At 37.8% G+C, this 17,010-nt stretch carries 13 protein-coding genes; 10 read left to right on the forward strand and 3 right to left on the reverse strand.

The window, feature by feature from the left end; translation table 11 throughout:
- Positions 1–126: 126 nt before the first annotated feature.
- The 6 genes from V179_RS0100545 (at position 127) to V179_RS0100570 (ending at position 5,801) form a co-directional block, all read left to right on the forward strand.
- A complete protein-coding gene (locus V179_RS0100545; protein ID WP_028389789.1) occupies positions 127–987 on the forward strand; it encodes a carbohydrate ABC transporter permease in 861 nt (286 codons plus the stop codon).
- Positions 987–1,805, forward strand: a complete 819-nt coding sequence (locus tag V179_RS0100550; RefSeq protein WP_028389790.1) for a carbohydrate ABC transporter permease — start codon at positions 987–989, stop codon at positions 1,803–1,805. Before V179_RS0100545 ends, V179_RS0100550 begins: the two co-directional genes overlap by 1 nt.
- Positions 1,806–1,847: 42 nt before the next feature.
- Entirely contained in the window at positions 1,848–2,570 is a 723-nt protein-coding gene (locus V179_RS0100555) for a ThuA domain-containing protein (RefSeq protein WP_028389791.1), read from the forward strand.
- Between the two features lie 30 nt (positions 2,571–2,600).
- A complete protein-coding gene (locus V179_RS0100560; RefSeq protein ID WP_028389792.1) occupies positions 2,601–3,623 on the forward strand; it encodes a Gfo/Idh/MocA family protein in 1,023 nt (340 codons plus the stop codon).
- Positions 3,624–3,756: 133 nt separating this feature from the next.
- Positions 3,757–4,794 carry a Gfo/Idh/MocA family protein gene (locus V179_RS0100565; protein ID WP_028389793.1) on the forward strand — a complete coding sequence of 346 codons (1,038 nt, stop codon included), beginning with the start codon at positions 3,757–3,759 and terminating at the stop codon, positions 4,792–4,794.
- A gap of 38 nt (positions 4,795–4,832) precedes the next feature.
- Positions 4,833–5,801, forward strand: coding sequence for a sugar phosphate isomerase/epimerase family protein (locus V179_RS0100570; RefSeq protein ID WP_028389794.1), 969 nt, complete (start codon positions 4,833–4,835; stop codon positions 5,799–5,801).
- 161 nt (positions 5,802–5,962) lie between these two features.
- Here V179_RS0100570 and V179_RS0100575 read toward each other — a convergent pair whose 3' ends face one another.
- Positions 5,963–6,895 carry an aldo/keto reductase gene (locus tag V179_RS0100575; protein WP_028389795.1) on the reverse strand — a complete coding sequence of 311 codons (933 nt, stop codon included), beginning with the start codon at positions 6,893–6,895 and terminating at the stop codon, positions 5,963–5,965.
- A 761-nt stretch (positions 6,896–7,656) separates the two neighbouring features.
- Between V179_RS0100575 and V179_RS26770 the strand changes: the two genes are divergently transcribed.
- Positions 7,657–10,365 (forward strand): hypothetical protein, encoded by a 2,709-nt coding sequence (locus V179_RS26770; protein ID WP_034300154.1) that lies wholly within the window; start codon positions 7,657–7,659, stop codon positions 10,363–10,365.
- 283 nt (positions 10,366–10,648) lie between these two features.
- On the opposite strand, the gene V179_RS0100585 is transcribed toward V179_RS26770, so the two are convergent.
- The gene (locus V179_RS0100585) at positions 10,649–12,058 is read right to left on the reverse strand and encodes a YcdB/YcdC domain-containing protein (protein ID WP_028389796.1); all 1,410 of its coding nucleotides are present in this window, start codon (positions 12,056–12,058) and stop codon (positions 10,649–10,651) included.
- Positions 12,059–12,593: 535 nt separating this feature from the next.
- Here V179_RS0100585 and V179_RS0100590 point away from each other — a divergent pair.
- A complete protein-coding gene (locus V179_RS0100590) occupies positions 12,594–13,934 on the forward strand; it encodes an alkaline phosphatase (RefSeq protein WP_051404812.1) in 1,341 nt (446 codons plus the stop codon).
- Between the two features lie 95 nt (positions 13,935–14,029).
- Positions 14,030–14,668: a hypothetical protein gene (locus V179_RS0100595; RefSeq protein ID WP_028389798.1), complete on the forward strand. Its 639-nt coding sequence runs from the start codon at positions 14,030–14,032 to the stop codon at positions 14,666–14,668.
- A 439-nt stretch (positions 14,669–15,107) separates the two neighbouring features.
- Here V179_RS0100595 and V179_RS0100605 read toward each other — a convergent pair whose 3' ends face one another.
- Positions 15,108–15,983: a LysR family transcriptional regulator gene (locus V179_RS0100605; RefSeq protein WP_028389800.1), complete on the reverse strand. Its 876-nt coding sequence runs from the start codon at positions 15,981–15,983 to the stop codon at positions 15,108–15,110.
- A gap of 137 nt (positions 15,984–16,120) precedes the next feature.
- Here V179_RS0100605 and V179_RS0100610 point away from each other — a divergent pair, with 137 nt between their 5' ends.
- Positions 16,121–16,777: a YczE/YyaS/YitT family protein gene (locus tag V179_RS0100610; RefSeq protein ID WP_028389801.1), complete on the forward strand. Its 657-nt coding sequence runs from the start codon at positions 16,121–16,123 to the stop codon at positions 16,775–16,777.
- Positions 16,778–17,010: the final 233 nt, after the last annotated feature.

The raw sequence follows: 17,010 nt of genomic DNA on the forward strand, positions 1-17,010 counted from the left end.
TCAGCTTTTGTATCTAGCGTAAGCAGCCTAGCTTCCTTGAGGTCACAAGTAATCCGGGGCAAGAGAATTACAGGGGAATTTTTCTGTGTATCTCGGCTTGCGCTTTTCAAAAAGGAGGCGTCTCAAATGAAAAACCGAGATTTATCATTTTGGCTATTTTTAGCGCCTGTGCTCGTCGCCATCTTCATTGTCGTGATTTACCCATTACTTACCGGTCTATATTATTCATTTACGAATTGGGACGGTCTCCGGATCTCAAAGTTTGTTGGATTCGATAATTATATCAAATTATTTCACGATAAAGAGTTTGGGGATGCATTCTGGTTTACTATTAAATTTTCCATTGCGGCCATTATTGTTATCAACATTATTGGGTTAGGGCTTGCGTTAATTGTGACTCAGCATATTAAGTCAAGCAGCTTTCTGCGAACAGTTTTCTTTATGCCAAACTTAATAGGCGGCTTGATTTTAGGATTCATCTGGCAGTTCATTTTTACAAAGGCATTTGCTTCAATAGGCGAGTCAATGGGGATTGAAGGTTTGCAAGGCTGGCTTTCAACAACGGAAACTGGTTTTTGGGGATTGGTCATTTTGACATCCTGGCAAATGGCTGGATATGTCATGATTATTTACATTGCTTATCTGCAATCGGTACCAGAAGAATTGATTGAGGCAGCACAAATTGATGGAGCGAACAGGCTCCAGCGCTTTCGAAACATTACGGTTCCTATGATTGCGCCGGCATTCACGGTAAGCTTATTTCTTACATTGTCAAACTCGTTTAAAATGTATGACCAAAACTTGTCATTAACAAACGGTGGGCCATTTAATTCAACGCAAATGGTTGCGATGGATATTGTAAAAACGGCCTTTACAGAAAATTCAATGGCGTATGCACAGTCTAAAGCGATGATCTTCTTTGTCACAGTCGCTGCCATATCCTTATTGCAAGTGTACTACAACAAGAAAAAGGAGGTTGAATTATAATGTTCAAAAACCAAAAATCCCTCCTTCTGGAAATCATCGGAATCCTTTTAGCAATTGTATGGCTTGTGCCATTTTATTTAATGGTAGTCAATGCATTTAAAACAAAGCGTGATATCTTCGCAGATACGCTTGGTCTACCTGAAGAATGGACATGGGATAACTTTGTGCAAGCGTTTGTACAACTTGGATTTATTAAGGCTTTCGGTAATTCATTGTTCATTACGGCTATTAGCACATTAATCATCATCATTTGTTCAGCGATGGCAGCATATGCATTATCAAGAAATAAGAGCAAGCTTAGCACGGTAATTTTCTTTATGTTTGTAGCTGCAATGCTGATTCCATTCCAAGCGGTTATGATTCCGCTCGTATCACAGTTTGGTCAACTTGATATGCTGAACCGCAGTAGCTTGATTTTCATGTATTTAGGATTTGGGGCGAGTTTATCCATTTTTCTTTATCATGGGGCATTAAAAGGGATTCCGGAATCGTTAGATGATGCAGCCAAAATTGATGGTTGTAATAAATTTCAAACATTTTGGTACATTATTTTTCCACTATTAAAACCGATGTCGGTAACGGTCGGAGTATTGAATGTAATCTGGATTTGGAATGATTATCTATTACCATCCCTCGTCATTGGAGGAAATGGGACGGAAACGATTCCGCTTCAATTATTCTTCTTCTTTGGGCAATATACGAAACAGTGGCATCTTGCGCTGGCAGGATTATCAATTTCGATACTACCTGTCATCATTGGGTATTTCTTTGCTCAAAAGCAAATCATTAAAGGAATTGCTGATGGAGCTGTGAAATAATTGCAGTTCTCTATTTATTCTTAATGGAAGGAGTAGATGAAAATGAAAGTAGTTGTTTGGAACGAATATCGTCACGAAAAAACCAACCCGAACGTTGCTGATGTGTATCCTGATGGGATCCATCAAGCTATTGCATCTTTTTTAGAGAGCGAGACTCGGCATATCACGACCGCAACACTTGATGAAGAGGAACATGGATTACCCGAACACGTTCTTCAGGAAACGGATGTATTAATTTGGTGGGGGCATATAGCGCATGATGAGGTATCCGATGATATCGTAGAAAAGGTGTACGAGCGCGTACTTAATGGAATGGGATTAATCGTATTACATTCTGGACATTTTTCGAAAGTATTTAAAAAACTTATGGGGACCTCGTGCGATTTAAAATGGCGTGTGGCGGATGAGAAGGAACGTTTATGGGTCCTTGATCCAAGCCACCCAATTACACAAGGTATCGGAGAGTATATTGAGCTTGAAAAAGAAGAGATGTATGGGGAGCATTTCGATATTCCCGCACCAGATGAACTGCTGTTTATGAGCTGGTTCGAAGGTGGAGAAGTATTCCGAAGTGGATGTACATACCGTCGTGGAAACGGGAAGATTTTTTACTTCCGACCTGGTCATGAAACATATCCTACCTATCATCACCCTGATATTCAACGAGTGATTTCGAATGCTGTTGAGTGGGTTAAGCCGGTAGAAAACGCTAGACCTGTTTATGGAAATGCACAAGCGTTGGAAGCCATATCAGGAAAAAAATAAGAGAAGACAGATTGAAAGGGAGATAGAATGATGAGTCTATTAAATATCGGTGTAATCGGTTGTGGGAGTATTGCAAAGAACCGCCATCTTCCGGAATATAAAATGAATAAATCTGCAGAAATCATAGCAGTTTGCGACATTGTAGAGGAACGGGCTCTGGAGTTAGCGGAATTGTATGGAGCAAAGGCATATACTGATTATATGGAACTACTGAATAATCCTACTATTGATGCTGTTAGTATTTGTACGCCAAATTATCTTCATGCTCCATTGACCATTGCTGCTTTAGAAGCTGGGAAGCATGTTCTTTGTGAAAAACCGATGGCGACATCACGTGAAGAAGCAGAGAAGATGATTGCTGCAGCGAACAAAGCCGGTAAGAAATTAATGATTGCCCATAATCAGCGTTTTGTAGATTCCCATCAAATAGCGAAGGAGCTCATCGCAAGTGGGGAGATAGGGAAAGTCTATAGCTTTCGTTCAGCATTTGGTCATGCTGGTCCAGAGTCATGGAGTGCTGACGGTAAAGACAGCTGGTTTTTTAAGAAAGAACAAGCATTTATCGGGGCAATGGGTGATTTAGGGGTTCATAAAACAGATTTGCTTCGCTATTTATTGGGTGAAGAATTCGTAGAAGTGGCAGCATTTGTTAAAAGTAGTTCGAAGGAAAATAGCGATGTAGACGATAATGCTACCTTTATTTTGCAAACAGAAAGCGGAATTATTGGAACACTAGCGGCGAGTTGGGCTTATGTAAAAGAAGATAACTCGACAATTATTTATGGTGAAAAAGCAATATTGAGGCTAGAGGATGACCCAGAGTTTTCGTTGGTTATTCAACGGGCTAATGGGCAAGTTGAAAATCTCAGATTAGGGAAAATTCAATCGAATGAATCAGGTGGTCAGCATGATACACAGGTGATTAGCCAATTTATCATCAGTATTAATGAAGATAAGGAACCACTCATTAATGGACTGGAAGGGATGAAATCGTTAAACGTCATCCTTGGCGCTTTGGAATCGAATGAATCGAAGAAAATAGTCCGATTATAGGCGAGCGGTCTAGATGGATTCAAGGGAAATGAGGAGAGGTTTACTTGGCTCCTTTTTATTGCAAGATTGACAGGTTTTTTCGATTGGACGTAATGGCATTTTTGAACACAAATTTGAAGGAGCTAAAAACAATATGAATAGATTGAAGATGGGGATTATTGGAGTAGGTGGAATTACCCAGAGCAGACATATTCCTTCTTTTCAAAAGCTGCAAGATAAAGTTCAAATATATGCAGTTCAAGATCTAGATGAGTTGAAAGCTCATGATGTAGCACGTACTTATCATATTGAAAAAGTATTTCCGAACTATCAAGACATGTTTGCGGAGGTAGATGCGGTGACGATCGCTACTCCGAACAAATTTCATGCGGAAATCGCGATTGCAGCATTGGATGCAGGTGTTCATGTTTTATGTGAGAAACCCATGGCGATTTCTGTGGCTGATTGTAGAGCGATGGTAGAGGCAGCGAATCGTTCTGGGAAGATTTTAGCGACAGCCTATCATTATCGGTTCATGAAGGAAGCGCAGGCCGCAAAAAAAATAATCGAAGCCGGTGAAATTGGCGAGCCGTATGTTGCGCGTGTTCAAGCATTACGTCGGCGTAAGGTGCCTGGTTGGGGTGTTTTTACAAATCAGGATCTGCAGGGCGGAGGCAGTTTGATCGATTATGGGTGTCATTTGCTCGATTTAAGCTTATGGCTGATGAATGATCCCGAACCGACGGAGGTAATTGGTTCCACTTATAACTATGTAAGTAAAGGGATGGATCAGGTTAATCTCTGGGGGAACTTCGATGCATCAGCTTTTGAGGTGGATGATCATGCGACGGCATATATTAAGTTTGCCAATGGGGCGTCTTTAATTTTTGAAACATCATGGGCTGCGAATATTCGTGAAGAGGCAAATACATTAAGTTTATCAGGAACTAGAGGCGGTTTGGAAGTGTTTCCATTGATAGTAAATCAAGCGAAATTCGGAATGCTAATGAATAATGAAGCCGTCTGGATGCCAGGTCAGGATACTCCTGATGTAGAACAGGCAGAGAATTTTGTTGATAGCTGCTTAGGATTGGCAGAACCATTAGTGAAAATGGGAGAGGCGATGAAGGTTACAAAAATTATTGAAGCGATATATCAAAGTTCTGCCAGTGGTAAATTGATCAGTATTTAATAGTGTTGAGGCGACAATATGAATAGAGGGTGGATAAAATGAAACTAGGTGTGTTCGCTGTATTATTTTCACAAAAAACGTTCGAAGAGATGCTGGATTATGTGGCAGAGGCTGGACTGAAAGCGGTTGAAATTGGAACAGGTGGCTATCCAGGTAATGCTCATTGTCCGTTGGATGAGCTTTTAGAAAATGGAGAAAAGCGCCAGCAATATTTAGAAGCTGTACAATCACGAGGTTTAATGATCAGTGCTTTCAGCTGTCATGGAAACCCAATTTCACCAGATCAGAGTTTAGCAAAGGAAAGTCATGAAACGTTAGTGAAGACAATTAAATTAGCTTCCCTGCTGCAGGTACCTGTCGTGAATGCATTCTCGGGAACTGCCGGTGATCATGAAGGAGCTAAATATCCGAACTGGCCCGTTGCACCTTGGCCGATGGAGTATAGTGACGTGCTTGCATGGCAGTGGGAGAAGAAATTAATTCCTTATTGGAAAGAAATCGGCAAGCTTGCAGAGGAATCGAATGTAAAGATTGGTCTTGAGCTTCATGGGGGATTCCTTGTCCATACACCTTACACATTATTAAAGCTTCGCGAGGCAACATGCAATGCAATCGGAGCAAACTTGGATCCGAGCCATTTATGGTGGCAGGGCATTGATCCAGTTGGCGCAATTAAGATTCTAGGTAAAGCCGGCGCGATTCACCATTTTCATGCAAAAGATACGTATCTCGATCAGGACAATATTAATATGTACGGCCTAACTGATATGCAGCCTTATGGAAACATTCAATCACGCGCGTGGAATTTTCGTTCAGTCGGCTGTGGACATAGCATTCAGGAATGGTCGGATATGATGAGTGCACTTCGTACTTATGGCTATGACTATGTCGTTAGTATTGAACACGAAGACCCGCTTATGTCCATCGAAGAAGGTTTCGCTCGCGCAGTTAAAAACCTCGACTCCGTCCTAATTAAAGAAACTCAAACAGACATGTGGTGGGCATAAATTTTTAAAGATATTCCAATAGTAGGTAGTCAATCTAATGGCTACCTTATTATGATGCATTTGGGTCAGAAATTAATTCCGAAATGATAGAAGGATACCACGTTTTCGAGTGGTATCCTTTTATGGTTTTATTCATGCGTTATGGCATGGAGTATCTATGATCACTTAAAAATTTGCCCGATTTTCTCTATTTCATCTTTTGTAAGAACAACTATTAAAGCGTTGAGATTTCGACTTACTTGCTCTGGTTTCTTCGCACCTGGAATCAACACATCAATCGCTGGTTGCTGTAAATACCATGCAAGGACAATATCGGCCACTTCTACTCCTTTATTGTTCGCGATTTCCCGGACTTGTTCGACCTTTTCTAGATTACTGATAAATGTGTCACCTTGGAAAAGGGGGTTTTGAGCCCGTCCGTCGTTAAAGGTGCTGTTACTATTATATTTACCACCGAGTAAACCGGATGCAAGAGGGAAATAAGGAATAAAGGAAATATTGTTCTCTTCTGCAAACGGAAGTAAGTCTCTTTCTGCTTCGCGTTTGAAAAGATTATACCATCCCTGATATACATCCACATAACCGTCTTTATTCGCCTCGATTAATTGCTCCGATGAAAAGTTAGAAACGCCGATGGCACGAATTTTCCCTTGATCTCTTAACTCTTTTAATGCGCCTACTGCTTCATCTTTCGGAGTAGCTTCATCGGGAAAATGAATATAGAACAAATCAATATAATCCGTTTGCAACCGTTCTAAGCTACTATCCACTGAGTCCCTTAAGAAAGCGGGGGAATTATCGAAAACCACTTTCCCATCGACAAATTTATGTGCACCCTTTGTGGCAATCACGATATCTGAACGATTTCCTCTTTCTTTAATCACTTCACCAATCAATTCTTCAGAACGTTTTGGTCCATAAATATAAGCAGTATCTAGAAAATTAATCCCGCTTTCAAAAGCAGCTCTGACTACATCTTTTCCTGTTTCGTCATTTAAATTAGGGTAAATATTGTGACCGCCAACTGCATTCGTTCCAAGTCCAATTGGGTTGACATATAAATCTGTTTTTCCTATTCTCACTTGCTTTACCAATACGACTCATCTCCTTTTTTTACACATGTATATCATAGCAAAAATTGGATTCATACATAAAATGGAATGAATTAAAATCAGATTATTCTTAAAAAAGTTCGGACTTGGAGCATGGTAATCATTATACAAGAAGGCTGTTTTCACATACTTTGTTGCTTTTCAATTATATCTACACGAACAACCTTGGGTGATTACCGTGAGCGGTTTTAGAAGCCTCCTCAGACGGAGTCTCGCTCAACACGCTTCTCTAAGCGGGAGTCCCTCATCTCCGCTCCAATTAACATCTGCTCGAATTGGTTTCTTGCTAATAACAACAATCTTTACGAAAAGAGCTTCTGGCATGCAATCCCTAATTCTAGATTGGAAATAAGTGCCGAATGGGAGACTTATCCATCATTTCCGTTGGCAAAAGCCCTATAAAATGTTAAAATAACCAGTTAAATGGATGTTTTATTAAAATTTTTACACGCATGGATAATATTGTTCTACAATTGTAAGTAGAAAGAAATTTATCATACGTAGATTTTTGTTAAAATAGTATGTTAGTAGTTATAAAGTTCAACTAACCATCAGTGGGGATTTTTTTCATCCCCACTGATGGTTAGTTGAACCAATCGGGGATTTACAGGCTGTTTATCCCCCGCCTATTTTTTCCTTGATTCTCTAAACAAAAGTTGAGGTGGGGGTCTTACAGCCTGTTAAACCGGGATAAAAAAATTCTCATTTGAGTTTGATAAAATATGAGGTAACGGGGGACTAAAATGGTTTCGGATACTCTTTTAATTCACAAAAAATTTTATGAGACATTCGTGAACGATGTTCAAGATGGAGAACCGATTCAACTGCTTGGAGAGGCGTATTTAGAAGAACAAAAGAAAGAGGTTCCTGAGCTGTCAACGATCCGCTATGCGCAAGGAGAATTATATTTTCATTATAAGGACTTTGAAGCAGCGATCTTTAAATGGGAGAACATCGGGTCAGAACTTGAACCTTGGGCAAAGAAGAATGTTGCTGATGCCTATTATGAGCTTGGGATGCTTTCTACAGCTGAAGAACTATATAAATCAATTGCTTCTGAGAATCTAGTACTAAGAGCTGAAGTAGCGTTGCAATTGTTTACACTATACATAGAAGAAGAGCGGTTTGATCTTGCGTCCGCAACAATTAAAAATTTAGTATCCTTTCATCCGGATTATCCGAATGTTACGGAACTTGCCCGATCATTTTTTGATAGTCAAAAAGATTGGGAGAGTGCAATTGAACTTGTTGTAAATGAAAGTCTCAGAACAGGTGTAATAAAATGGTTTGATGTTCTTCAAGGATATGTAGACCTTGGGTATACGAAAAACTTATTACCTGTGTATTTCACACAAGTGTTGGAATTGTTATCGCTAACCGATCAGAAACGGTTCGAGAAGTTAGTAACCTCACTTTGGCAGGAATATCGCAAGCAAGAGGTGTATTTCGAGTGGCTAACTACGATCAATACTTTCTTTTACACGTTTGAAGTTGACGGGGCCCATTCATGGCATGATTTAGCGAATACTTTTAAAGATACCTACTTAGAATTAATAGATGGACAATACTTAGTTCATGAACTACAACCTATTGTTCCAGAACTCCTCAGTAATTGGTTAAGACTAGCGGATTCCTCTCAAGTCATGTTTGCCGCAGCAGCTGTATTGTCATGGAATGAAATCTTTAATGAACAAATGAATCCACTAGTCGTTGGGGATGCAGAAAATCTTTTAGCACAAAGCCATGTAAGTGAATCATCATTCCAAGCAAGTTCTGAACTTTATGAAGATGTGATTCAATGGTCCAACAAGCATGATGTTGATTCAGGAGAAAAAACAAAATGGCTCGTTGAAGTGTTAATGGATTTGGAAACTCAACATCTATTAATTACAGGAACTGATAAGTCAGAGAAGTCTTCGTTTATTAACAGCTTACTTGGCGCTGAACTTAGCGAAGAAGAAACACCTGCGTATTTAATCATTCGGGATAGTGAAGAACCTAATATCCTTGAGGTTACTGGAACAGAGCGTATTTCATTGTTGGATTTAGGTGATATTTCACCGAATTCGTTCATAGAGATGAACTATCCATCGCCTTTTTTGCAAGATCATTCACTCACTCTTATTGATACACCTCCTATGGATCGACATACAGTGATGAGTCCCGAATTTCTAAGCATTAGTCATGCGGCCGACACCATGGTATTTGTATTGGATGCGGTGTCGCCATTCACGGATTATGAGCGTGATATGTTGCTACAGGTGAAGAAACGGGCATCACATCTGTCTATTCATTTTGTGATGAATAGAATGGATAAGATTTCTAGTGAAAGTGATGCCATGCGGATCCTTGATGAAACGGCTGAGCGTATTGCAACGGATTTCCCTTCAGCTAATGTTTTTGCTTATTCTTCTGATTATAATAGTCGTAAACAAATGGAGGAAGCTTCTGAATTCGTCGCGGCAAGTCAGACAGGATTATTTATTGAACAGCTAAGAACGGATACTCTTCTATATTTTATCCGCCAAACATTAACATCTCTTTTAAATAAAAGGGTTGAAATGGAAAGCGAAAGAGTAGATTCCATTGCTTGGAATGAAGAGATGGTCGTGAAGGTAAACGGTGCTATCAACCAGCTGATGGATCTGGAAAAAGATAAAATAAATACCATTTCTAAGAGTTATCGCTTGATTAAAGAAGAAGTGAAAAATGATTTGAAAGTGACGATCCCTAAACTTCTCCGTGAATGCTCAGAGTTGGTGAAGGAAGATAGTGATTTCAGTCAAATTCATCTCACTTTGAATGACGAAATGAATGTCCGAATTCAAGATTATATAAATCGCCGAGTACTGCCAAGATTTTATAATTCACTTCAACATTGGATAATGGAATCTAAACTAGATTTTACTCAATGTCAGTATGAGTTGAACGAAATGGCTGATGGATTTAATGCCTTGTATCGGGATAATCGCATGGATTTACAATGTGACTTTAAAGTACTGGATGATTGGGGTCGCGATGCAGATCGGATGACAAGTGGAGTTCGTATCGAACATGTGAATATTCTACTCCGTCATACACCTTCTCAATTGTTGCTAAAGGGAGCAGGTAAACTATTCGGTTCAATTGGGCAAAACAAAGCAGGGATGTATGCGCGCTACAAAAAATTCCTGGAAACGATGGATTATGATGATGTAGCTGAAATGATTGCTCGAAAATTCCTATCCCAATTCGAATTGTTCGAGAAATCATTAGATCGCGACATTACGATGTTTTTCCGCGGCGCAAAAGGAAATCTTCATGCAGCGGTTGAACAATCAGAATATGAAATTAAAGAAAATCAAGCAGCACTTGATAAAATGCGAGAACGTCCAGAGCAATACCGTGATCCAATTACGCTTTTTGAAATCCGACTACGTCAGTATGAATGGATGCAGAAAGCGAGTAGATAAGACAAGAAGCCTGCAGGAGAACCTGCAGGCTTTCTTAAATGATAAAGTAAAAGTATTTTCAATCGTTTTGTTGTCTTCGAACTCAAGTAGCAACATGGATCTACGCGTCGAATCTAGGTTTTATGCGTCAAAGCAGAAAAATATGCTTCGAATTAGAAATTATACATCTACACAAATACAGAGGCTAGATAAGTAAAATCAACATACTTAGTCTGCCTCTGTTTATCATTCAATTTGAACATGAGAAAAAGGAACAGCGAAATACTTTCTCTATGTACACGTTTTACATCTTTGCTGTAATCTTTCCACCCGAATGAGCATTAATAAAGTGAATATCACCATTAAGTTTTGGAAATGAAACACGATAGATGAGTTCGTGATATTCATGCTGATTTTCTTCGTAATTTTTATTCCATATTAATTCAAAATCGAGGTCCTCAAGATAAAGGGACTTTGCCTCTTTTTCAGACAACGTGGGCTGTACGTCGATATTTTCTAAACGATCCACATCAATGTCAGGGGCTGAATAATGCGTGATGAACCCTGTCGTTTTATTGACAGTGATGTGACAGAGACCAAAATGTGTTGAAATCCCTCTATGAAAGATGGAAAAATGGAACCCGTACTGAGTCGTTTCTTCCTCCTCATCTTCATTGGAGCTAGAAATACGGAAGTACTGATCTGCGTTTGGATACAATGTGTATAGAAATTTTAGAGCGATTGTTCTGCATTCTTCGACCGATAATGACAGTAGACCTTTATTATCCCTAAAATTAAACAAACCCGATATTTTGCCCGTTTGTTTCTCGGTTCTAATTTTCAACGTATTTTCTGTTTTTTTTTGAAAATAGCTGTCAAGGCTAAGGTCATTGTTTACAGAAAGAGGGGGGGCTGGATGCCATACGGTCACAATTTCATCCCCTATATCTACTTCTCGGAGCTTCGTTAATGCATGTTTATCGAATCCAATAGCCTTATAAATATCAGGATAACCCGGTAACTTTTCAGGAAGTGGAAGATAGCTAATTTCGTAATCTTCTTCGTTTTCATTCTCAATGTTTCTTTCTGCTATTTGATCTGCAGAATGGGTGTAGAAGGGACAATTTGGTTGATAGACAAGGCGAGGTGAAGGACTGACATTTTCATATACGTCAGAACTTAGATTTGTAATAAGCAGGTTCATTTTTACCTCAGCCAAAAACGATTGCTTTACCCATTCCTTGTCCAAAATTTCTCCAGGGAGCCTAATATCCTTCGCTTCACCATAATAACGGAATGCAAGAATATCTCCGCTAAAAGCCACATCTACATAAAAACCAGTCATTTCAAGCGGCAATCCAAGCTCCATTTGAACAGATGAAAACCGCATTCCATTGGAAAGTGTTTTACTTTTTTCCGGGACAAACGTTTTTAGAGCATCCGGATAATACTGGGAGACAAACTGAAGGGACTTTTCTAAAAGTTCTTCTTCTTGTAGAAGTAAATGGTGTAACACTGCCTCGTATTGATTGTAATGGAGTAAATGACCCTCACTGTCTAATTCAATCCATATTCCTTGTTCCGCGTCGTGAATGGATTTCCAGACAAACAGTGCCACTTGATGTTCTTCGCTAAAATCCTCAATCTCAAGCTCGAAGTCATTTGAAACCTTCCCTATTTGTAGAGCACGTAACTTGAGTCTTTCTTTATTCACAATTAATCCCCCCGATCCTAAATGGTCTATCTGCTGTAGTCTTATATCCTATTATAAGGTAATAGAAAGACATGGTTAAACTAAATATATCCAGTTTAAATGTCAAATATATGGAGTTGCCTCTTAATTCTATAAAGTGAAAGTAGAGTAAGATATAAAAGATGAACAGATTTTGGTGCCCCGAGCAGTTTTTTTTGTCCTTTTTTGTAAAGAGAATAACTATTACGTAAAATTATGTAAATCCTTTTAAAGTAAAATCTATTCATAATGTACTACCACTTCTCAAAAACTAGATGTTGTTAAATCAATAAAGTGGCTTTTTGTAGGTATAATGTCTCGTTTCTATATTAGTTACAGTAAAAAATTCCCTTTGATTTGGATCTATTTACTTAATTAGTGGGATTTACAATATCATTACAAACCTATGATAAGGAATTAAGGTTATTAATTTACAATACGCTTATAACATAAAATCAGGAGGAATGATCCCTTGTTTAGTAAAAATTTTAAGAAGAAGCTACTCCCTTTAGCCGTTATGTCCACTGTTGCTTTTAGTAGTTTAGGAATACCCTTTTCTGACGCTGAAGCAAAAGAAACAGAGAAGAACAATGCTGAAATTAAAAATGTTATCTTCCTTATTGGTGATGGGATGGGTGTTTCGTATACATCTGCTTATCGTTATTTGAAGGACAGTTCTACATCAAAATTTGTTGATCGTACGGAGCTTGATAAATATCTTGTTGGCCAGCAAATGACGTATCCAGAAGATCCCGAGCAAAATGTAACGGACTCTGCTTCTGCTGCAACAGCTATGTCTGCTGGTATTAAAACATATAACAATGCTATAGCAGTAGATAATGATAAAACTGAGGTGAAAACGGTTCTTGAAGCTGCAAAAGAAAGAGGGAAAGCGACTGGGCTAGTTGCTACATCAGAAATTACTCATGCTACTCCAGCAGCATTTGGTTCGCATGATCCTAGCCGTCAAAACATGAATGGGATTGCGGATGATTACTTTGATGAATTAGTAAATGGGAAACATAAGATAGACGTTCTTCTTGGTGGAGGAACAGATTTATTTATCCGCAAAGATCGTAATCTTGTCGATGAATTCAAAAAAGATGGATTTAGCTATGTAACAAATACAGACGAGCTTTCAAAAGACAAAAATCAACAGGTTCTTGGATTATTTGCAGAACGAGGACTACCAAAAATGCTTGATCGTACGAAAGACGTACCTTCTTTAGAAAAAATGACAACTTCTGCAATAGACCGTTTAAAACAAGATAAAGATGGTTTCTTCTTAATGATTGAAGGAAGTCAAATTGATTGGGCTGGTCATGATAATGATATCGTTGGTGCAATGAGTGAAATGGAAGACTTTGAAAAAGCATTTAAAGCAGCGATTGATTTTGCGAAAAAGGATAAGCATACATTAGTTGTTGCGACGGCCGATCACTCTACTGGCGGTTATTCAATTGGCGCAAATGGCATTTACAACTGGTTTGGTGAACCAATTAAAGCAGCAAAACGTACACCTGATTTCATGGCGAATCAAATCGCAAATGGTGCTGGTGTAGAAGAAACATTGAAAAAATATATTGATCTTGATTTAACAGCTAAAGAAATTCAATCTGTAAAAGATGCAGCTACTAAAAAAGAAGTCGATATTGATAATGCAATCGAAAAAATCTTTGACACGCGTTCTAACACGGGATGGACTACTGGTGGACATACGGGTGAAGATGTACCTGTATATGCTTATGGACCTTCATCTGAACGATTTGCAGGACAAATTGATAACACAGATAATGCGAAAATCATCTTTGACATTCTAGAAAAAGGGAATAAGAAAACGGTTATTAACGATAAATAAATTTGGCTTTACAAAAGGGGGCTGACACGTATCTTTAAGTCAGCTCTTCTTTTTTGAATGATAAAGTGAAACCGGGATAAATTGGAGGTTTTTTTTTGAAAAAATATTTGGGTCTTCTAACCTTTATAACGCTCTTCTTATTTGGCTGTTCGAATGATGTAAGTAACAGCGAACCTCTTCTAAAAGAAAAGCAATCGGCAAGTGAGTATTTGAGTGATTACTCTTCAAACCCACAGGTAACAGATGACCGAACATTACTTGAAGTTGGTCAATCCGTTTCAGATGAAAAAGGTGAAGCGACTTTAAAAGCAATCAATCCCGTCAATGAAACTTACGAAGTTGGTCCAATCCGACTCAATGTAAAAGATATGAAACTCATTCATTTAAGACCAGATTATAGTCTAATTGATTATTTTCATGTGTTGACACATGATGAAGAATTTGATTTTGTAAAGGTCTTTGTAGAAATCGAAAACACTTCCAATGAAAAAATAAACTTTGCACCAATAGCCCTGATTGAAACGAGCACAGGTGAGAAGTTAGATTGGGGGAAAGATATATATCTAGAAGAATTAAATGGTGAAATAGAAGGGAACTCAACAAAAAAGGGGAATTTAGGTTTTATTATTGACTCATCAAAAGACCTTGAATGGATTGAACTAACAACAAGCGATGTATTCGATAAAGATGAGAATAAAATAAATGACTCTCAAATAATAAAAATTAAGTTTTAACCAATAAAAGGTATAGAGATTTTTCTCTATACTTTTTGGGGCTTAACGATAACACCTTTGGCCGCTGTTTATCATTCAATTAATAAGTTTCTTTAAACACATCATTCAAATTTTTCTGTAATCTTTTTACTCGAACGAGCATCAATAAAGCGAATATCACCATTAAGCTTCGAAAACGAAACACGATAGAGAAATTCGAATTATTCATGCTGATTTTCTTCGTAATTTTTGTTCCATGTTAATTCAAAATTGAGGTCCTCGATAAAGGGATTTTGCCTTTTCTTCTGACAACGTGGGCTGTACGTCCATATCATCTAAACGATTCACATCAATGTCAGGTGCTAAATAATGCGTGAGGAACTCCGTCATTTTACTTATGAAAAAACCCCCACTGTTCATGGCAATGAAATTCCTGACTACTATAAAATGTTCACTTCGTCTAATCAACGATCTCCCAAAATTGGGTGGCCGCCTTTGAGTTTGGTTCATCCCTTAATCTTAAAAAAACGGGCTCCATACTAAAATCAAATTGTTTCAGTTCAAAAAGCGTTGTATGTTCTAAAAAAGGCGAGTCATAATCCATTTTCGGAATAATTGATAAACCTAATCCTCTGTTTACAAGTGCTACAACCATTGTGACATCTTTGCACTCGATTATGATATTAGGCTTTAGATTACGTTCATTAAATGTTTGCAATATCCTCTCATGTAAAAAATGGCCTTCCATCGCCCCCAACATAATGAAAGGGAATGAGGCTATTTTTTCCAAAGTCACATCCTGCGATGAAAACAATGGTAACCAATTAGTTGGAATAATCACGACGAATGGCTGTTTTTTTAATATTTTCATCTGATATTGTTCACTATTGCCCGGACGTAAAAGTAATGCAACATCAATTTCTCTTTGTTCTAGTCTTTTTAATAATTCTTCTGAGTTGCCTTTTATAATATTGATTTTAATATTTGGATATTGTGTTCTAAACATACTGACAAAGTCAATGAGCATATTCGAACATGCAGAGGATACACCAATGCTTACTGTTCCTGCTATACCCTGTTCAATCTCTCGAATTCGCTGCTTTACATCTTGCATTTGCATGAGCATTTGCTCGGCATATTGATATATTAGTTCACCAGTTTCTGTAAGCTCCCATTTTTTACGATATCGATGAATTAAAGTTGTACCAAGATCATTTTCAAGCTTTTTTAACAGCTGGCTAAGCGGTGGCTGGGCGATATGGAGCACTTCTGCTGCTTTAGAAATACTTCCTTGTCTTACTATTTCTCTAAAGTAATGTAATTGTCGAAAATCCATTTCATATCTCCATTATATGTTTTTTATTATGATTATATTATAATATATATATTTTTTATATGTTAAATTTGATGTTATATTTAATCGTATACTATTTACAGAAAGCGAAGGATGTTATGAATCATATGAGTAAAATAATGAAGCGACTCGTCTTTTACGTGCTTGGCTTATTTCTCTTGTCGCTTGGCGTTAGCCTCTCGATTCAAGCAGGACTTGGGGTATCGCCTGTGTCATCACTGGCTTATGCATTTGCGCTAACGACTGGCTTATCGATTGGTTTTACAACGGTGATTGCAAATGTTTTGTTTATTGTTATTCAAGTATTAATAAATAAACGAATTGCGTTAAATGAATTTGTAGGTCAATTAATTATTTCGTTTTTATTCGGTTTCTTCATGGATGCTACGCTCCTCTTTGTACAACTACTCCCTACACCTGAAACCATCTTTACTCGAATTGTATTTTTAATCGTTAGTTTATTTGTTGTAGCTACCGGTTTAATTGGTTATTTTACAGCGAAACTTCCATTAATGCCATATGATGCGTTAACTCATGTATTTAGCGAAAAATTTAATTTGAAATTTAGTAAAACGAAAATTTCGAGCGATTTAATTAATGTGTGTGTTGCAGGTGCAATATGTTTAATTTTTATTCAATCTTTAGGCTCAATCGGAATCGGTACACTAGTCGCCGCCTATTTCATCGGCAAAATATTAGGTTGGATGATCAAGCATTACCAACAACCTCTTCAATACTGGGTATATAAAACTGAGGGGCTATCTAAAGAATCTTAATAAAGATGTCTATGATTCTGTATATATAATAAAATAAATTATTTTATAAATCAGTTGATGATTTTTTAGTAGAAGTATAATACTTCTGCTATTTTTTATATTTCGCCAAAATTGCTTAATAATATTTGATAGTTAATTTTTGCATAGAATAAAGATTGTTAATGATGATACTGCGAAAGCTTGCTATATAATAAAGATCTAGAGATCGTTTGAAACACGCTGAAAATCATTTA

Origin of the sequence: Bacillus cihuensis (genome assembly GCF_000504145.1) — a bacterium.
GTDB lineage: Bacteria > Bacillota > Bacilli > Bacillales > DSM-1321 > Peribacillus > Peribacillus huizhouensis.